The sequence below is a fragment of the Mucilaginibacter sp. GW822-FHT03E02 genome, from assembly GCF_058801545.1.
Genome location: NZ_JBXANJ010000001.1, coordinates 2126425 through 2146743 on the forward strand (window position 1 = coordinate 2126425; position 20319 = coordinate 2146743).

Genomic DNA, 20319 nt, shown 5'->3' on the forward strand with positions numbered 1-20319 from the left:
ACGCGGGAGACGCAATTATGCGTCTCTACGGCTGATGGAAAAAGCAGCACACAACGCAAAAAGCCCAACTTTCGCCGGGCTTTTCAAATATTTAAATGGGATATTTATTATACCCCTAACAATAACCTTGCAGGATCTTCCAGCAGTTGTTTTACGCGTACCAGGAAGCTTACCGATTCGCGGCCGTCGATGATGCGGTGATCATATGACAGGGCCAGGTACATCATGGGGCGGATAACTACTTGTCCGTTTACGGCAACCGGGCGCTCAATAATATTGTGCATACCCAGGATGGCCGATTGTGGCGAGTTTAATATCGGGGTCGACATCATCGATCCAAATACGCCGCCGTTGGTAATAGTGAAGGTACCACCGGTCATTTCGGGAATGGTGAGTTTATTTTCGCGGGCTTTACCGGCCAATACTACGATGGCTTTTTCAATTTCAGCAAGGCTAAGGCTATCGGCGTTACGGATAACCGGCACCACCAAACCTTTAGGGGCCGATACGGCGATTGAAACATCGGCATAGTTGCTATATACAATCTCTTCGCCTTCAATACGGGCATTTACAGCCGGCCAATCTTTCAGCGCCTCGGTAACCGCTTTGGTAAAAAAAGACATGAAGCCTAAGCCAACGCCATGTTTCTCTTTAAATTTATCTTTGTATTTGCTGCGCAGCTCCATAATAGGCTGCATATCTACCTCGTTAAAGGTAGTCAGCATAGCCGTTTCGTTTTTAACAGCTACCAAACGTTTGGCAACAGTTTTACGCAGCGAAGTCATTTTCTCGCGTTTCTCGCTTCTTGAGTTTTGAGTTGCGGGTTCTGAGTTTTGAGTTGGAACTGCACTGGCTGGCTTTGGACTTTCGGCTACAGGCTTAGGGCTTGCAGCTTGCGCGCCTAATGCATCACCTTTGGTAATACGGCCATCAACACCTGTACCGGATACGGCTTTAGGGTCAACACCTTTTTCGGCTAATATTTTAGCAGCCGCAGGTGATGGGGTGCCGGATGCATAGGTAACACCTCCGGGCTGTACCGCCGCACCGCCACGTGGCGATTCGTCGGTCGCGCTTACTACTGCGGGGGTAACTGCAATAGGGGCAGCACCTACGCCTTCAATGGTACACACAACAGCGCCAATTGGCAATACATCGCCTTCTTTGGCTATGGTTTTTAATACGCCTGCTTTTTCGGCAGTTAGTTCAAATGTAGCTTTATCCGATTCCAGTTCGGCAATGGCCTCATCCATTTCAACAGCATCACCATCTTTTTTTATCCAGCGGGATAAAGTAACCTCGGTGATTGATTCGCCTACGGTTGGTACTTTAATTTCTAAAGAACCACCACCAGCAACAGGTGCCGGTGCAGCAACGGGCGCGGCAGCGGCAACAGGGGCCGGTGCGGGTGCATTAGCTACCACTTCGGGCTGTGGTTGTGCAGCCGGTGCAGGAGCAGCAGCGCCTTCGCCTTCTTCAATATTGGCAACCAATGCGCCAATGGCTAAAGTATCGCCCTCTTTGGCAACAATTTGTAAAGTACCTGCACGCTCGGCAGTAAGTTCAAAAGTGGCCTTGTCCGATTCTAACTCGGCAATAACCTCATCCATTTCCACGTGATCGCCATCCTTTTTTTTCCAGCTTGCCAGGGTTACTTCTGTTATTGATTCACCTACGGTAGGTACTTTGATCGCTAAACTCATATTTTAGTTTTGTAGAATTATAATTTTTATAGTTGCGGGGATCGGGTTGCGGGGTGCGGGTAAAAGGTTATCGGGCTATTTACCCGCACCCCGATCCTCGCAACCGGCAACTGAATTATCAATCCGCTCCGGCGTCAGCCATTTTTTTGGTTGTCTTTTTTATTGCTTCTTTTACCACTTTACCGGCTGGTGCTTCAAATGCTTTTGAAACAATGTACAATTGCTGCGCGGCATGCTGTTTGGCAAAACCGGTAGCAGTACTACTGCCCTCGTTACGTGATATCACATTCAGGTTAATTACCGTATCGTTATGGAATTTGCGGCAAATGTATGGCCATGCGCCCATGTTTTCGGGCTCTTCCTGTACCCAGATAAACTCGGTAGCTTTTTCGTATTTGGCTTTTACCTTTAGTATTTGTGTAACCGGGGTTGGGTATAGTTGTTCTACACGTACAATGGCTACGTCTTTCCGTTTATCGGCTTGTTGTTTATCCAGCAAATCGTAATAAACTTTACCGGTACAAAGCAGTACGCGTTTTACCTTTTTAGGATCGGCGTAGGTATCATCAATCAGCTCGTGGAATTTACCGCTGGTAAAATCTTCTATCGGCGATACACATTTAGGGCTGCGCAATAAACTCTTAGGTGTAAATATGATAAGCGGCTTGCGGAAATCGCGGTGCATCTGCCTCCTTAATATATGGAAGAAGTTTGCCGGCGTAGTACAATTGGCTACCTGGATATTATCATCGGCACAAAGCTCCATAAAACGCTCAACACGGGCCGATGAATGCTCGGGGCCCTGGCCTTCATAACCATGAGGCAACAACATCACCAGGCCATTACCACGCTGCCATTTAGTTTCGGCACTGGCAATATATTGGTCAACAATGATCTGGGCGCCGTTAAAGAAATCACCAAACTGCGCTTCCCAGATGGTTAAGGCGTTAGGGTTGGCCAAGGCATAACCATACTCAAAACCAAGCACGCCATATTCAGATAACAGGGAGTTGTAAATACTCAGTTTAGCATCCGTTTCGATGGTTGCCAATGGCGTATACTCATCCTCCGAATCGGCAAGGGTTAATACTGCGTGACGATGCGAGAAAGTGCCGCGCTTAACGTCTTCACCACTTAACCGTAAAGGGTAGCCCTCTTTTAATAAGGTTCCGTAAGCTAAAAGTTCGCCCATAGCCCAGTCAAAAACCTTGGTCTGGTTCACCATAATTTTGCGGTCTTCAAACAGTTTTTCAATTTTTTTGAAAAACTCCATGTCGGCCGGCAATGTGGTTAACTTATTACCAATCGCTAATAATTCTTCTTCGGGTACCGATGTATCAATTGCTTTTACAAACTCTTTATGGCTGGCCAGGTGTAAACCGCTCCAGGCGCCTTCAAACATGGCAATGGTATCGGTAAACCTGTCTTCGGCTTTTGATTCATCCAGCTTTTGCTGCAATTCATCCTTAAATGCTTTCTCAACCCCTTTCAGGTAATTGGCATCAATGCTGCCTTCATCAATCAGTTTTTGATTGTAAATTTTCAGTGGGTTAGCATGGGCCTCGATAGCCTTGTACAACAGCGGCTGGGTAAATTTTGGTTCATCAGCCTCGTTGTGGCCATAACGGCGGTAGCACAGGATATCAATAAATACATCCTCGTTAAATACCTGCCTGTACTCCATAGCCAGGTTAACAACGTAGGCCAAAGCCTCAACATCATCGCCATTTACGTGGAATACCGGGGATAAAACAGTTTTTGCCACATCGGTACAATAGGTACTTGAACGGGCATCTTTATAGTTGGTGGTAAAACCTATCTGGTTATTGATAACCAGGTGAATAGTGCCGCCGGTGCGGTAGCCATCCAGTTTTTCCATTTGTAAAACTTCGTAAACAATACCCTGGCCTGCAACAGATGCATCACCATGTATCAATATAGGAGCGATTTTTGAATGATCGCCATTATATTTAAAGTCGATTTTTGAGCGGGTGATACCTTCCACAACCGGGTCAACCGCCTCTAAGTGCGATGGGTTGGGGCAAAGGCTCAGGTGAACTTTTTTTCCGTTTGATGTAGTTACATCTGTTGAAAAGCCCAAATGGTATTTAACATCCCCACCAAAAGGCGATTCGGAATCAAAATTTTTGCCTTCAAACTCGGAGAATACCTCTTTATAGGTTTTCTCCATGATGTTGGTAAGCACATTTAAGCGGCCGCGGTGGGCCATACCGATGATAAACTCCTCGATACCCAGATCGGCACCTTTTTTAATAACCGAATCCATGGATGGGATCAGCGCCTCGGCCCCTTCGAGCGAGAAGCGTTTTTGCCCCAGGAATTTAGTACCCAAAAAGTTTTCGAACGTAACTGCCTCGTTGAGCTTGTTCAGCATCGATTTTTTCTCGTCGATGGTGAAAGATGGTGTGTTGCGGTTTTTTTCCATCCTATCCTCAAACCATTTGATTTTGATAGGATTGCGAATGTACCGGTACTCGGCGCCGATGGCACGGCAATAAGTATCTTCCAGTAACTGGCGAATGTCGCTCAGCTTAGCAGCACCCAGGCCAACTTCAACACCAGAGTTAAAAACGGTATCCAGGTCGGCCGCGCTTAAGCCAAATGTTTCCAGCTCTTTACCCGGATAATAGTGGCGGCGCTCACGCACCGGGTTGGTTTTAGCAAACAGGTGGCCGCGTGAACGGTACCCATCTATCATGTTGAGTACTTTGATCTCTTTTAAAAAGTGATCATAAGTTTTATCATCAACGCCCGGTGCAACTGTTGAAGCTACCGTGCCTGTTGCATTTGTATTTATGTTAAATTCAAACCCCTCGAAAAACTTTTGCCAGCCATAATCTACCGATTCGGGGTCTTGTTTGTATGCTTCGTATAAGGAATTGATGTAGTCTGCGTTGCCGCTATTGATATAATTTAGACGATCCATGTGAAAATGATCTTTAAAACAGTGCAAAAGTAAGCATATACGGTAATATACTTCACAATTAATTGCAAAGAAATTCAGTTAAAAATGATGCAGTTTTGATGGGAATGCGTGGTTTGGAGGGTAAAATATGGTTGGTTAGGATTGAAAAGAGCCCACTAAACCCAATCGTGAACAATACAAGTGGACTTGCACTGTTCGCGATTGCCACGCTGCGCTCGCAATGACATGGTTGTTGTGAGGCTCTAAAGCCAACACGTCATCCCCATTTTTTTCAGGATCATTCAGATGGATACCCCCAATGACGATTGCCTCAATTTTCAGGCATAAAAATCCTCACACTCCCACCAAATCCCCGGCCTCATCAACAGGTGATGACTCCCAGGTAGTCACAAAATCGCTTTTGGTATCCAGTTCTTTTTGCGGGATTGCGGCTATGGTGTACTTGCTTACTTTGGCATCATTCACCCCGGCAATAAAGGCCCAGTTGCCCCAGTTACTTGCAGGCGAGTAGTCTATCAGTTTTTCTTCAAAATAGGTGGCGCCTTTAGTCCAGTCGGCTTTTAAGTCGTTCACCAGGTAGGTGGCTACTATCTGGCGGCATTGGTTGCAAATGTAGCCTGTGGCATTTAACTCATGCATACAAGCGTCAATGAACGGGATGCCGGTTTTGCCTGCCGCCCATTTATCAAAGTTTTCGTTGTTCGCGGCAGCTGTTTCTTCTGTATTTTTTGCCTGGATGAATTTCTGGCCGTGTTTTTTAAACATAAACCTGAAATAGTCGCGCCATAAAAGCTCCAGTTTCAGCATGCTGCTTTGGGCATCGTTATGCTTAAATATTTCCCAGTAAACCTGCCTGGGCGAAATACAGCCTACAGCCAACCAGGGCGATAATTTTGAGGTATTGGTAATGATGCCTGCTTTTCCTTTGGCTTTAACAGCAAGATCTGTTTTTGAAAAATATTTATGCAACTGTACCAGCGCCGCCGTTTCGCCACCTTGAAAGTAATTGGTAGCACGTACATCGTCAACAGGTTGGTTTAAGCCTAACTGATGCAGGGTAGGCAAGTCGCCCGCATCGGCAATATCGGGAGTATAAATATGTTCGGGCGTGGGTACACATGAGCGCACGTTGCTGTCGCGCTCAACCTTCTTTTTAAATACGGCAAAACTATCCGGGATATCTTTTATCGGGAAGGGTAAATCCTCCTTATGGTACATGGTATGCCCAATAAAGTGCTTCAGGTTAAGCCGCAGCTTCCAAAGGGCAGCTTCAACCTCTTCGGATTTTTCTGTTTCTTCGTAGGCTACCTCGCGGTGATGATATACTTCATTTACCTGGTATTGCCCTGCAAGCTGGGGGATCACTTCGGCCGGGTTGCCTATGCGGATAATCAGCTCGGCGCCGTAACCCTGCAGGTTTTTACGTAAATCGGCCACGGCCTCCAATAAAAACCGGGCCCTGAAACTGCCTGTTTTGCTGGCACCGGATGCTGTTTGCTGAAAATAATACGGATCAAAACAATACACCGGCAGAACCTTATCAGCCTTGCGCACGGCTTCTAACAAAATTTCGTTATCATGTATCCGCAAGTCATTTCTAAACCAAACCAGTATCGTTCTATCGCTCATAGTTAAACAGGGAGTTAACTGTATTAATGCAGACCACAAATTTGCAATTTATTTGCGTCTCCTGCATATTTCGCGGCAATATTTGACATCTTCCCAACATTTGCCTTCATTTTTTTACCGGTTTGAACGGCTTTTGGGGAATGGGGGCAAATTTTATGAGGTAAAATTTTTGCGCGAATAATGGCTAAATATAGGCTATCTGTGTCAAAAAAACACATTGGTCATTATCAAATGCCAAAAAAGCTGAATAAAAACTTACTTATCCGTCTTGATTTTAGCCCTGATGATTGAATCTTTTTGCGCTTTTGTAAGCTTATAATTAAACCCGAAAAGGGCTCCCTCAAAATCGCCATAGGATGGATTAGGGATGATGATGTACCTGCTGCCAAATTCTTTTTCCAATTTTTGGGTGGTTACCACACGGTTTTCTTCGGATGGGTGGTTATCATACAGCATATCAAAATCGGGCAGGTTATCGCCGCAAAGCAACAGGATGTTGTGGGTTTTTAGTATGTTCAACCTGCGGGCCTCCTTGCTTGATGTTGATGTTTTTAATTGCAGGTGTGCGTCGTCGGCGTTTGGCAAGCCATATAACTGCAGGTTTTTAAGGGTTGTTGCCCGCTCATTTTCGTTACGGTTGGTGATGTAAAAAATAGTGATGCCTTTTGATGCGGCGTATTTTAGAAATGCCGCAGCGCCGGGTACCGTATCGGCTACTGCCTTGTCAGTCCACTCTTTCCAGCTTGCATCAGTATAGTCTTTGTTTTGCAGGGCGCGGGCTGCATCATAAGGGCTATTATCCAATAGCGTTTCGTCAATATCGGTAACAATGGCCAGTGGCTTGCTGCCGGGATTTTTTATGCCTTCATCAACCCGAAACCTGGCAATGTTATAGGCCTGGAAACATAAAGCCTTGTACTCTGCCGCCCTTTGCTGCCATATGGAGCCCCATACTTTGCCATTATTGGTTATGGATGCAGCGCTGTTTGTAGCGATGGGCTTTGTTGTGGTACAGGCTGTAAACAATAGGGTTACTGACAGTAGGTGTATTTTTTTCATTGGTAGTTATGTTCTTTTGTTGCTCTTAGGTTGTAAAAAACTGTCAAATGCTGGTGGGGAACAGCGTATACCGCATGGCGGCGAGTCGACTCACCCCGACGAGGCTACGCCCGTCTGCCCCTCTCTCCGACTGCGTCGCATAAAGCGGCAAAAAGATAAAAATTGGGGATACCCTCTTTGCGGCGTAAGCCGGAGAGAGGGTCGGCCAGCGTAGCGTAGCCGGGGTGAGTCGTAGCCAGCGTTCAAAGCCGATGTCTGTGTATCGAATTTCACAAAATCCTGCAACTCAACATCACAAAATAGTTTTACAACAGCTCCGGCTTAATTTTGTCCGTAAACTCTTTGGCAAATTTATTCAGTTTTGGCTGGATAACAAACGCGCAGTACGACTGACCGGGATTATCGTTAAAATAATTCTGGTGATAATCTTCGGCTTTGTAAAACTGGCTGGCCGGGGTTACCTCGGTTACAATAGGGCTGTCAAAAACCTTTTCATCTGTCAGGGTTTTGATCATGGCTTCTGCGGCGGCTTTTTGCTCACCGGTCGTATAAAAAATGGCCGACCGGTATTGTGTACCAACATCATTGCCCTGGCGGTTAAGTGTTGTTGGGTTATGGGTTTTAAAGAAAACCAGCAGCAACTCGTCTAACGATAATACATCGGCATCGTACTCCAGCTCAATTACCTCGGCGTGGCCAGTTGTACCGGTGCAAACCTGTTTATAGGTAGGATTATCAACATGGCCGCCCATGTAGCCAGATGTTACCGAAATTACTCCCTTAAGCGATTGAAAAACGGCTTCGGTGCACCAAAAGCACCCGTTGCCAAAAGTTATTTTTTGAATATTTGAAGGCATTTTATTGTTTTGTTTAATTGACGGACAGCTCCATATTAAAGGCTGTAACATGATGTAAAAATACTCATTTGCGTGCCTTTTTGTTTCATTACTGTGTAAGGATTTTGACAATGAACAACGCACAACAGCGTTGCAAGTAGACCATCAACTGATTAAAACCCACATAACATTCTTGATAGATTACTATATTTGAGCCCTGCTTTATCCCCATGATTCAAAAACTATCCAAACTCATTTATTATAAACCCTTTGTATACGCCGCGTGGTTTGGTTTAAGTTTCCTCATTGTGCTAAAAGAGATCCTGCACCACCAGGGTTTTAACAACTACACCATTTTTAAATACAATTTTTTACATACGCTGCACCAGCAAAACCTGTATGCCGCTTACCCTGAACTTTATTACGACCTGAATCATTACGGCCCTATATTTTCAATCATATTTGCACCCTTTACGTTTTTCCCCGATTACGTGGGCATTATGCTTTGGGTAATGTTTAACGCTTTTGTGCTGTTTAAGGCCATACAGTTACTGCCGCTGAAGCAAAATCAATATGTGATTGTATTACTTATTTGTGCCCATGAATTAATGACGTCATCGGCCCACGTGCAAAGTAACCCATTGGTGGCCGGGCTTATTATTTTAAGTTTCAACTTCATCAACAAAAAGCAGGATTTTTGGGCCGCGCTGATGATTGCGCTGGGCACGTTCATCAAATTGTACGGTATTGTAGGCCTGGCGTTCTTCTTCTTTTCTGATAACAAACTTAAGTTTATTGCCAGCTTTATTTTTTGGTCGGTTGTAATGTTTGTGTTGCCGATGCTCATCTCGTCGCCGGCGTTTATTGTGCAAACCTATCGAGATTGGTATGTAGATTTGAAAGGTAAAAACTTACAAAACGAAGGCTCAATTATGCAGGATATTTGTGTGATGGGCTTTTTCCGCAAGATATTAAATTATCCGGGGCTTAAAAACACGGTGGTAATTATCCCGGCAATGGTACTGTTCGCTCTTTCATACCTGCGGATAAACTGTTTTAAATCGACACCTTACCGTTTACTTATCTTGTCATCCGCATTAATATTTGCCGTAATTTTTAGCAGCGGGTCCGAGTCGCCTACCTATATTATCGCATTTGCGGGTGTGGGTATCTGGTTTATGAATTTAAACAGGCCCGTAACCGGTTTCGAAATATTTTTGCTGGTACTGGCCATCATTTTGACTACACTGTCGCCATCCGATCTTTTCCCATGGTATATACGCGAAACGTACGTGCTGCCTTACAAATTAAAGTCGCTGCCCTGCTTTTTAATCTGGCTGAAAATTATCTATGAAACCTTGACTAGGGATTTTGCAGAGCCAAAAGCAACTCACGCTTTGTAATTATAATGTCTGTTTTTTACAACGTGTTAAGTTTTTATTAATAAATCAAAATCTCTACAGATTTGACTATTAAAATGCGCTTTGTAATTAAAATGATACATAAATTATTATTTTTGTAAAGAGAAAGTTACATTTATATAAAAAACTACGTATTGACGAAAAGCGGGGCATTGGTGTACTGGAATCCTAACAGTAAAACAAGCGCAATTGCTATTGATTTATGTGTTTTTTTAATGACCAATAAAAATATCCATACGGTATAAGCTGACCTGCAGCAACCTTAAAACCTATTGAGCAATATGATTTCTGATTTAAAGATGAAACTCTCTGTCATTATCCCCTGCCATAATGAGCAGAATAATGTGGGGTTTCTGATCCAGGCGCTTACCAAAACCCTAAACGAAACCGAATATAATTTCGAGTTGATTTTTGTTGACGACGGTAGCAGCGATAACACTGTTAACGAAATAAAATTCAATGCCGAGATATACCCAAATGTGTTTTACATTGAGCTTTCCAGGAACTTTGGGAAAGACAATGCCCTTAAGGCCGGCATCGGCATTGCTACCGGTGATGCCGTTATAACCATGGATGCCGACATGCAGCACCCACCCAGCCTGATAATAAAAATGCTGCAGTTTTGGGAAGAAGGCTATGATATTGTTTATACGTACCGCGAAAATGCAAATCCGCATGCAAAATTTTACCAGAAAGCTACTTCAAAACTTTTTTACAAGGGCATAAACATGCTATCGGACATTAAGCTGGAAGATGGCACTGCCGACTTTAGGTTGATGGACGAAAAGGTTGTGAGGCAATTAAAACAAATTGATGAACATGAGTTGTTTTTAAGGGGCATCATAAAATGGGCCGGTTTTAAACAATACGGCATACCGTACACACCCTCAAAAAGGCATACCGGCGAAGTAAGCTATTCATTTATAAAACTTGTAAAGCTGGCTGTGGGCAGCATTATGGCGTTTAGCGCAAGGCCTTTGTATATCATGACAGGCGTTGGCCTAACGGTTTCCCTGATGACTATTTTTTACATCCCTTATGTTTTGATTAGCTTTGCCGAAGGTTATGCCGTTAACGGATGGGCATCTATCATAGCTACCATAGCATTTTTTGGCGGCCTGCAGTTAATGGTATTAAGCATCATCGGCGTATACGTAGGCAAAATATTTATGCAGTCAAAAGCACGTCCAAATTATCTCATCAGGTCTACCAACCTTGTAAATGTAAATAATGATCTTATTAGGGTTTGATATCGAGGAGTTTGACATGCCATTGGAATATGGCAAACAAATATCTTTCGCCGAGCAGCTGTCTATATCAACCCAAGGCACTAACGTTATTTTGGACATATTAAAAGCAGCAAAAATTAAGGCTACCTTTTTTTGCACCGCAAATTATGCCATGCATAAGCCGGAAGTTATTAGCCAGATTGTAAGCGAAGGCCATGAAATAGCCTCGCATGGTTACTATCATTCAGATTTTAAACCCGAGCACCTGGCGCAATCAAAAACCAAACTCGAAGAAATATCCGGAGCCGAGGTTACCGGCTTCCGCATGGCCAGGATGATGCCGGTTGATGAGCGCGAAATAGCTAAAGCTGGCTATACTTACAATTCATCCATTAATCCCACATTTATCCCCGGCAGGTACAATAACTTTGGTAAGCCCCGCAGCTGGTTTTACGATCAGGATGTGTTACAGATACCCGCATCAGTATCGCCATTGATCCGTTTCCCGTTATTTTGGCTCAGCTTTCATAACCTGCCCATGGGGCTGTTAAAGTGGATGAGCGGTATCACCCATAAAAAGGATGGCTACCTTAACCTGTATTTTCACCCCTGGGAATTTACCAATCTGCACGATGCCCGCTTTGGGTTTCCTAAATATGTGGTCAAAAACTCGGGGCAACCGTTTGCAAACAGGCTGGAAGAGTTTATCAGCTGGGGAAAATTAAAGGGCTACGAATTTATGCGGACGGACGAGTTTGCTAAGCAACAGCATCCTATCTCAAAATAGTAACATTTCCGGCAAGTGCCTTTTTTCCATTTTTTAAATTAATAACATAATAATAAACACCAAATGGAAGCTGCGAATTTTTATATGTGCCGTTCCATGGTTGCTTATAACCCAAAGAATGAAATATATGCTGGCCATATCGGGTATATATATCAACAGTGCAGTTTGAATAATCAACCAAACCTTTAATATCCCAGGTGTCATTTACCCCGTCATTATTTGGCGTGAACGTGTTTACAATCTCTATGTCTGTAACTACGGCTATAGTTATACTATCAGTAGCCTGGCATCCACTTGCCGATGTTGCGGTTAACTTATAAATTGTTGTTTGATTGGGCCTGGCGAGTGGGCTTGCCGCACCAACATCATCAAGCCCGCTGGCCGGGCTCCACTCGTATTTAACTATATTGGTTGAAGCAGAAGTGTTTAACACCGTGCTTTTACCTTTTAATATGGTTTGATTAGCACTAATTGTAACAATAGGGATTGGATTAACTATCATGGTCACGCTATTTGATGTAATGGCCGACAGTTGGCAAACCGATGCAGCATCGGTAATTTCACACTGCACAAAATCTCCGTTTTTAAGGTTATCCGCAGCATAAACAGCCGAGTTAGTACCTGCGTTTATCCCATTAACCTTCCATTGATAGTTAACTTGCGTACTTACATTTTGTGCCTGAGCCTTAAATGTTACAGGCGTACCCTCACAAACATTATTATTTGACAACGAGATACTTACACCAGGGGTAAGTACTGTTGCTACTTCCATTTTTACGGTATTGGAAACCGCCATCGCGTTGGTAACACATCCCGATGGATTAGTTAACGTACAACTGATCACATCACCATCGTTAAGCAAATTATTGAGATAAACCGGGCTGTTATTACCGGTGTTATTGTTATTTAATTTCCACTGATATAAGGGTGCCATCCCCTCAAACTGAGGATGTGCAGTAAAAGTAACCGGTGTGCCTGAACAAATATGACTGGCAGACGCGCTTATAGTTACTGCTGGCGTAACCGGTTCATTTACAACCATCACTAATACATTTGACAAACCGGTATTGGATACAATACACGGCGAATTACTGACAATACTACAGCTAACTTTATCTCCGTTTTTGATTTGGGTTGATGAATAGATACTGCTATTTGCACCAACATCTTGGCCGTTTACTTTCCATTTAAATACGGGCGCACTACCGCCGTTTATAGGTACAGCTGTAAAATTTATTAAAGTACCCACGCATACAGGGGCACCTTGGTCTGCAATTATGGATACCGAAGGAAGAGTAGATGCTCCGCTGCTCTCGGTTAATTTGGCAACAAAAGCATCCCGGACACCCGCTAAATTAGGCTGTGCCGCTCCACACGACGAGATATTTTTAACGGAGCCTGTTCTTCCTGTTATGGCCGCCTCGCCATCCCCCGTAACAGTAATACCGTAACCGGTCCCGTTATCATAAGGTCCGCCGGTACCATAAAAGGTACCCCAAATACGCTTGCCATTATTTTTAAATTTGGCAACAAAGGCACAGTTATAATCGCCCTTTAACGGCTGGTAAGTTCCCGGTGTAGAAATATTTTCATTAGTGCCGGCCGAGCCGGTTACCCAAATATTATCGTTTTTATCAACTGCCAATCCGTTTATGTAATCTGTACTACTCCCTCCATAATAGGTGCCCCACAAAATCTTTCCATCGGGCGTGTATTTTATAATAAAGCCATCGCCATAATTATTGGCAGCAGTTGAAGGTTGCTGTGTGTTGGCAGTAGCTATATTATTTAGTGAGCCGGTATATCCCCCAATAACGATATTGTTTTGCGAGTCGGTACCAGCACACCATCCGTAATCGCCGCCACCGCCCCCGCAATAAGTTGCCCATTGTAATGCTCCTGTACTATTAAATTTCGCTACAAAACCATCGCCACCCTGCGGGGCTACACTCCCTATAGTCTTTTGTACAGCTTGCAGCGATGCAACAGCCTGCGTAGAATAAGTTAAACCGGTTATTATAATATTATCGTTTTTATCAACTGTAATGCCATATCCCCGGTCGTCATCGGCGCCTCCAAAATAGGTCCCCCAAAGTTTGTTTCCGCTGGCATCAAACTTTACCAGGTAAGCGTCAGAAATTTGCAGATCGATACTGCCGATAAATTTCGTTTGATAAGCACCTGGTGTTGCAATACCCTGCGACGATGTTGTGCTGCCTGTTAGCAAAACATTATTTTCATTATCGGTAGCTATGGCATATCCGGTTTCAACACCGTCGCCGCCAACATAGGTGGCCCATTTCCTTACCCCATCATTACTAAACTTGGCTATAAAAGCCTTGGTACCCCATGTAGGGCCTTTTTTCACCGGCTCAAACGCACCGGCCGTAGTTATATTATTATCAGAAAAAGCATTACCGGCAACCAGCACATCATTATTTTTATCTACAGCAACACTATATAAAATATCATAATTATTGCCGCCATAATAGGTTACCCAAACCAATTTACCGGCAGCATTATATTTGGCTATCATGCCATCGCCGGGGCCTTGCATCTGGCTTTGGTAAACACCAGATGTGGCCAGGTTATCATCGTCGGTTGTGCCGGCCATAAATAGGTTTCCCATAGCATCTTTGGCAATAGCGTACCCAATGTCATCATCACTTCCGCCTAAATAGGTCCCCCACAACAGATCGGGCGTTGGGTCAATGATCAACGTATGTCGCTTATCATATGCAGGTGCAGTAAATCCATAGGTATTGACACCAACTTGTTCATAATTTACGTTAATCTTATTTTTGCCAGATAATTCGTCAACATCAACCTGCTTTTCAGCAGTTACATAACTTGATGGCACACGTTCGGCAAACCTGCCTTTGTTTACAGATAGGTATATCTTTTTTTCTTTCAGATAGGTTTTTAATGCCCCTTTGTATTTCAAACGGATCTGATTGACATTTCCCTGTGGATGAACAACAAAATAATACTCAAATGCTATCTCCCCATTGATAAGTTTTGCCTCACAAACCAGGTCGATGAACAGGTAAATATTTTTATACGTTACTTTTTGATAACTATGTGCATACAATGGCCCGCTGCGTGTTTGGTTATAATATATATGTAAAACATGCGAAGGATATTCGGTTATAATTCGGGGTGATGGGTTGGCATTTAAAAGTTCGACATCAACCCGGTGAAAACTCACCTGGTATTTATGGTTTGTTGCCGAAAGTTTGAATCTTTCCCTTCGGTTTCGCTCATTTCCCGACTGCGATTGGTGTACAACGTAGGTATCATAACTAAAGCTGTTGGCCTTTAGCTGTATATTCATCCCTTTAGATAGCGGTAACAGGAACTTAACCTGATCATTATCTTTGTTTTTCTGATCTTTTATTTGTCCAACATTCTCAACAAAACCCTTTTGTTGATCAGTTGTGGGTTTAATTTCATCAGCTTTCAGTTGGCGTGCATATGCTATAACAATAGCTACGGTGATTAATATATTATAAAGAAGGCGTTTGCAGGTAAACATGCTGATATCGGCTTAGCTGGCATTGAATATAATTCAAAAATTGCAATTAAAGCATATTTTAGATATTTTGTTCGGTTTATTGATAACGCGTCAACAAAACGCAAAGGCTTACCGGCCTAATATGACTACCCTCACACCATTTCCCGTTCAAAAATTTCCTGAACCATAGCCACTTCCTTAGCATAGATAGATTTTTTGCGTGTGCCAAAGTACAGCGTGTTTTCTATAATATTATAACCCTCCCAAAGCAGTTTAATGTTACCCAGGTCGCGCTCGGTTTTTGACAGGAAGTCGGGGATTACGGCAATACCTTTTCCGCCGCTCAGGCAGCGGATGATGGAACCCATGTTGGGCACTATAAAATTGGGTTTAAAATCGGGGCGTTTACCAAAATTGGTGTGCCAGAAACGCCGCAGGTGCTCCATATCGCCCGATGAGCCGTACCAGGGTTGGGCCTTTAGCCAATCCTGTATTTTTGGCAAATCGTTTGTTTTGAGCAGCTTGTTAAATTCATCCACATCGGTTTGCGGGCCCGCCAGTACTACAATACGCTCTTTAAAAAAAGGCTTATATTCCAAGCCCTTATAATCACCTTTTTGCGGGGTGATGATCATATCAAGGATACCGTTATCCAAATCGGCCAGCATTTGGGGGTACTCGCCAAATTTAATGATCACGTTAAATGGCAGCGTGGGCAGGTACGATTCCAGCGTAAACTGAAAAGTTTCAAAACACATGCCTATGCTAATGGTAGGCACATCTTTTTCGGTACTTTTATGAAAATGCCGCTCGGCTTCCTCCAACTTACAAATCGATTCCTGTATATAGTTATACAATATCTTCGCCCGCTCGGTTAATACCATTTTGCGCGATGAGCGATCAAACAGCTTGTAGCCCACATAACTTTCAAGTGAGCTTAAATGCAGGCTTACCCCCGGCTGCGAAATAAACAAGGATTCGGCCGCGCCGGTTAACGAACCTGTTTCATATATCGCCTTAAATGTGCGGAACCATTCTAAATTCACCATAGCCAATCATCATAATTATAATACAAATGTATAACTTATGTTATTTTAATTATAGTAAACAGCACCGTAATTTTGATGCCAGTTAACACGAGATAAAAAATGAAAAATATATTTGTTATAAATGGTGGGCAGATCTTCGCCCACTCCGGCGGCCTCTTCAATAAAACATTGCTGGATACAACTGTAAAATACTTTGAGGAAAACCCTGATTTTGAAGTGCGGTCGACCGATATCAACAACGCTTATGACCCCGCACAGGAGGCCGAAAACTATAAATGGGCCGATGCAATTATTTACCATACCCCGGTTTGGTGGTTTCAGTTACCACATGGTTTTAAAAAGTATATTGATGAGGTTTTTACCGCGGGCTACCAGAACGGCATTTACCGCAGCGATGGCCGCACAGCCGAAAACCCCGGCATTAATTACGGTACCGGCGGGTTGATGCATGGCAAAAAATATATGCTCACCACATCGTGGAACGCGCCGGTAACGGCCTTTACATTGCCCGGCGAATTTTTTAATGAGCACAGTGTTGATGAAGGCCCCCTGTTTGGCTTTCACCGCATGAACGCCTTTACGGGGATGGAACCTTTAGAAAGCATTCATTTTTATGATGTGATGAAGAACGCTAACATTGCAACCAACCTACAAAATTACCAGGAGCATTTAAACAAGCTATTTATTGAAAAACAAAACAACCATGAAAGTATACTTAACAGCCTTAGTGAAGTGTAAACCGGGTAATACCGAAGAGCTAAAAGGTTACCTTGAGCTGCTGGTAGCAGCATCGAACAAAGAGGAAGCCTGCCTGCAATATGAGCTGTACCAATCAACGGATGATGATACCCAGTTCATCTTCCACGAAACCTGGGCCAGCCAGGAAGGTTTGGACGTACACGAGCAACAACCGCATATTAAAACATTTATAGAACAGGTTAAAGAAATAATAGACGGCACAATTGTGATTTATAAAACCGAAAAGGTTAGTTGAAATTAAGGAGACTGTAATTTTATACAAAGTTTAAACACCGGGTAGGTATTTGCGGCGAAACACTATTTGTTTTTTCCGTTTAAATTACCAAACTTAGTGTTTAAACTTATATTAACCTCAACATTATGAAAATTGCAGTATTAATTGCCCGCATATTGCTGGGCCTCATCTTCGTAGTATTTGGTCTTAATTTCTTTTTTCACTTCATCCCGATGGCGCAGCCGGTGATGAGCGACAAAGCCCAGGCTTTCAGCGGCGGCCTATTTGGCTCGGGCTACTTTTTCCAGTATATGAAGGTTATCGAGATTACTTGCGGCGTTGGATTGCTTGTTAACCGTTACACCGCCCTGTTTGTACTTGTACTTTTTCCTATTTCGTTAAATATTTTCCTTTTTCATACCCTGCTTGCACCAGCTGGTATGCCAATGGGTTTAGGGGTAGTTATTTTAAACCTGTTTTTGGGGATAGCTTATTTTAAATATTACAAAAGTATTTTTACAGCGGCGCCAACGGTGTAAAGGTCTTTTAAATAGAAATACCCCGACGCTCTCATCGAGGCGTTTCTATTTAATCACTTTGATATCCATCGCATTTGGCAAACACTACGGTTATGTGTGATGACGGATTCCGGTTAAAATAAAAATCGGCTTTGAACGCCGGCTACGACTCACCCCGGCTACGCTGCGCTGGCCGACCCTCTCTCCGGCTGAAGCCGCAAAGAAGGTGAAGCTCCTTTTTTATTTTTTTTACCCCTCTATGCGACGCAGTCGGAGAGAGGGGCAGACGGGCGTAGCCTCGTCGGGGTGAGTCGACTCGCCGATATGCGCCCTTCAGATTCATACAAAGCCGTTAACCTAACACCACCTTATTACAACCTTATCTTTATCCCCCCATTCACAACAAAACCATCCAACGGTGCATAAATATCCTTAAACACCGGGTTGGTAATACTACCGGTATAAATGGCATCGAATTTGGTTTGCCGGGTATCGGTCAGGTTCTCAAAGTTGATAAATAGCGAAAAACGTTCCCATATCTTCTCGGCCATCAGCCCGGTTGTCCAGTAGCCCCTACCAGCGCTGCCATCATTTAACCGTTGCGGACTAAAATAGTAAGCTTCCAAACCTATCTTTAACTTATTCTCTATCTCATAAACCAATACGTTATTCAGCCTGTGTTTAGATACTAAAGGGTACAATGAAATATTGTCGCCTGTATGTTGTGTTACATCAGCAAGCGTATATCCTAAAAATAGTTTAAAATCGGCATAGGTTAGCTTTACATTGGTTTCCAGTCCCTTTGTGTTCAGGTCGCCGCGGGGTTGCTGGTATTGCAGGTTACCATCCGGCAGCGAGGCAAGCAGGATGGGTTTCTCTATCCGGGTATAAAAAAACAATTGATTAATGCTAAAGCTCACCCTATCGTCAAATAAACCGGTACGGTAATTCAGGTCATAGCTGGCGCCGTATGAGCGCTCGGCTGTGGTGTTTTTAACATCAATAGGCAGCACGTTCTTAAACTGAATGCGTTCGGCATCCTCGGTAAATACCGTAGGCGCTTTATAACCAAGCCCGCCTCCTAAACGCGTCGAAAAATGGGAGTTGATCTTCAGCAAAGCCGATATGCGGGGCAGGATAAAAAAGCCGTACCTGTTGTGGTAGTCGCCGCGCAGGCCACTCTCAACCGTCAGCTTTTGGGTAGCATCCCAGGTGTTTTGTATAAAGCCGCCGATGGTATTGTAACTGTAGTCCCTGAGCGCGAAACTGCTGTTATGATCCTCGCTAAATTTTTCTGAAAGATAATTTAACCCGGCAACCCAATCAGACTTTTCGCTTTTACGCGAATAAGTGGCCTCGCTATAGGTAGAAAACTGCAGGCCCGAAAAGCGATAGTCCGGCAGGTCAATAGCCCTGTCAAAATAGCTTATGCTATTTTTAACCACCAGTTTTTCTTTGTCGCTCAAAGTGCGGTCAAGCTCAAGTTGAGTGCTGTACCTGCCTGTTTTATTTTTTTCATAATAACTATGCTGCACATTGCCATCGCCCTCAATATAGTGCAAGTCGCCCCCTATGCGGTTTTCAATAGTGCTGTTTATCCCTGTTATCAGCGTGGTTTTATCGTCAAGGTAAAAAAACAATTTGGGGTTAAGCGTAAAGCGGTTGTACTTAGGGATGGCCGTTAAATCGACATGGGCCGGGTCATAGGCTGTACCATGATTGTAGGCCGCGAATATAGTGGCGCCCATTTTCTTAAACTTCTGCGAATAAAAACCGCTGGCATCCAAACCCAATGCGGATGTGCCATTTAACAGGAGGTTGAGCTGCCTTTGATCTGTTGGGGTTTTGGATATTAAGTTAACCAGGCCCGCTATAGCACCACCACCATACAGTGTTGACGATGAACCTTTAATAACCTCCACCTGTTTCAAATCAAGCGGGGCTATCTGCAGCAAACCCAAACCGCCCGAAAAGCCGGAATATAGCGGGAAACCATCCCGTATAATTTGCGTGTACTTACCATCAAGCCCCTGGATGCGGATACTGGAGTTGTTACTGGTAGCCGATGTTTGCTGCGTTTGGATGCCTGTACTTTCGGCCAGCATCATACGGATATCGCCGGGTTTCATGTTGGCTTTTTCGTCCAGTTCTTCGCCCGATATTACCTCCACCCGGGTAGGAATATTGGCAATAGTCCGACTGCTACGGGTAGATGACACGGTAACCTCGCCCAGCTCCTCGCCATCGCCTTTTCCTTTAGGTTGTAACAAGATGGCCATTGGTTCTGTTTGGGTAAACGGGAATGTTAAAGTATCCAGCCTGCTTTCATAACCTATGTAACTAAAGCGGATAAACTGTTTACCGGCGGGAATATTGGTTAAGGTGATAAGACCTGCGGCATCGGCAGTAGCCCCTCTATTAATTCCCTGTATTAATGCTGTAGCGCCAATAAGGGTTTCGTTAGTTTTAGCATCTTTAATAATTGCCTTAAACGTATCCTGGGCATACGCCGTAGCGGTATATAAAAGTGCTGTAAAAAGCACTGTAATTTTTTTCATAAATATGATAATTAGTTATGTAGAAGCTAAAAGCAGAATGCACAAAGCTTAAAGCTGATAGACTGTATTTAGTAATGGCCAGCTACTTAGCTGTAA

The 20319-nt window shown here is 43.8% G+C and carries 14 protein-coding genes; 6 read left to right on the forward strand and 8 right to left on the reverse strand.

Annotated features, from left to right (window positions below):
- Positions 1–107: 107 nt before the first annotated feature.
- The 5 genes from odhB to msrA all read right to left on the reverse strand — a co-directional run bounded on the left by odhB (position 108) and on the right by msrA (position 8195).
- Complete coding sequence (odhB, locus tag AC1RM2_RS09055) at positions 108–1703, reverse strand: 2-oxoglutarate dehydrogenase complex dihydrolipoyllysine-residue succinyltransferase (RefSeq protein ID WP_492984711.1); 1596 nt, start codon at positions 1701–1703, stop codon at positions 108–110.
- 118 nt (positions 1704–1821) lie between these two features.
- On the reverse strand, positions 1822–4650 hold the full coding sequence (locus AC1RM2_RS09060; RefSeq protein WP_492984712.1) for a 2-oxoglutarate dehydrogenase E1 component: 2829 nt from the start codon (positions 4648–4650) through the stop codon (positions 1822–1824).
- Positions 4651–4983: 333 nt separating this feature from the next.
- On the reverse strand, positions 4984–6279 hold the full coding sequence (locus AC1RM2_RS09065; RefSeq protein ID WP_492984714.1) for a DASH family cryptochrome: 1296 nt from the start codon (positions 6277–6279) through the stop codon (positions 4984–4986).
- A gap of 255 nt (positions 6280–6534) precedes the next feature.
- The gene (locus AC1RM2_RS09070) at positions 6535–7338 is read right to left on the reverse strand and encodes a 5'-nucleotidase, lipoprotein e(P4) family (protein ID WP_492984715.1); all 804 of its coding nucleotides are present in this window, start codon (positions 7336–7338) and stop codon (positions 6535–6537) included.
- A 305-nt stretch (positions 7339–7643) separates the two neighbouring features.
- Positions 7644–8195, reverse strand: a complete 552-nt coding sequence (gene msrA, locus AC1RM2_RS09075) for a peptide-methionine (S)-S-oxide reductase MsrA (RefSeq protein WP_492984716.1) — start codon at positions 8193–8195, stop codon at positions 7644–7646.
- Positions 8196–8404: 209 nt separating this feature from the next.
- On the opposite strand from msrA, the gene AC1RM2_RS09080 reads away from it, so the two are divergent.
- From AC1RM2_RS09080 to AC1RM2_RS09090, 3 genes are all read left to right on the forward strand, one after another.
- On the forward strand, positions 8405–9577 hold the full coding sequence (locus AC1RM2_RS09080) for a glycosyltransferase family 87 protein (protein WP_492984717.1): 1173 nt from the start codon (positions 8405–8407) through the stop codon (positions 9575–9577).
- Between the two features lie 317 nt (positions 9578–9894).
- Complete coding sequence (locus AC1RM2_RS09085) at positions 9895–10845, forward strand: glycosyltransferase family 2 protein (protein WP_492984718.1); 951 nt, start codon at positions 9895–9897, stop codon at positions 10843–10845.
- Positions 10826–11611, forward strand: a complete 786-nt coding sequence (locus tag AC1RM2_RS09090) for a polysaccharide deacetylase family protein (protein WP_492984720.1) — start codon at positions 10826–10828, stop codon at positions 11609–11611. Before AC1RM2_RS09085 ends, AC1RM2_RS09090 begins: the two co-directional genes overlap by 20 nt.
- Here AC1RM2_RS09090 and AC1RM2_RS09095 read toward each other — a convergent pair.
- Complete coding sequence (locus AC1RM2_RS09095) at positions 11598–15146, reverse strand: DUF7948 domain-containing protein (protein ID WP_492984721.1); 3549 nt, start codon at positions 15144–15146, stop codon at positions 11598–11600. The genes AC1RM2_RS09090 and AC1RM2_RS09095 overlap by 14 nt on opposite strands.
- 131 nt (positions 15147–15277) lie before the next feature.
- Positions 15278–16174 (reverse strand): LysR family transcriptional regulator, encoded by an 897-nt coding sequence (locus AC1RM2_RS09100; protein WP_492984723.1) that lies wholly within the window; start codon positions 16172–16174, stop codon positions 15278–15280.
- A 99-nt stretch (positions 16175–16273) separates the two neighbouring features.
- Here AC1RM2_RS09100 and AC1RM2_RS09105 point away from each other — a divergent pair, with 99 nt between their 5' ends.
- The 3 genes from AC1RM2_RS09105 (at position 16274) to AC1RM2_RS09115 (ending at position 17686) form a co-directional block, all read left to right on the forward strand.
- On the forward strand, positions 16274–16912 hold the full coding sequence (locus AC1RM2_RS09105) for an NAD(P)H-dependent oxidoreductase (RefSeq protein ID WP_492984725.1): 639 nt from the start codon (positions 16274–16276) through the stop codon (positions 16910–16912).
- A complete protein-coding gene (locus AC1RM2_RS09110; RefSeq protein WP_492984726.1) occupies positions 16878–17168 on the forward strand; it encodes a putative quinol monooxygenase in 291 nt (96 codons plus the stop codon). Before AC1RM2_RS09105 ends, AC1RM2_RS09110 begins: the two co-directional genes overlap by 35 nt.
- A 125-nt stretch (positions 17169–17293) precedes the next feature.
- A complete protein-coding gene (locus AC1RM2_RS09115) occupies positions 17294–17686 on the forward strand; it encodes a DoxX family membrane protein (protein ID WP_492984728.1) in 393 nt (130 codons plus the stop codon).
- Between the two features lie 350 nt (positions 17687–18036).
- On the opposite strand, the gene AC1RM2_RS09120 is transcribed toward AC1RM2_RS09115, so the two are convergent.
- On the reverse strand, positions 18037–20223 hold the full coding sequence (locus tag AC1RM2_RS09120; RefSeq protein ID WP_492984729.1) for a TonB-dependent receptor: 2187 nt from the start codon (positions 20221–20223) through the stop codon (positions 18037–18039).
- Between the last annotated feature and the right edge of the window lie 96 nt (positions 20224–20319).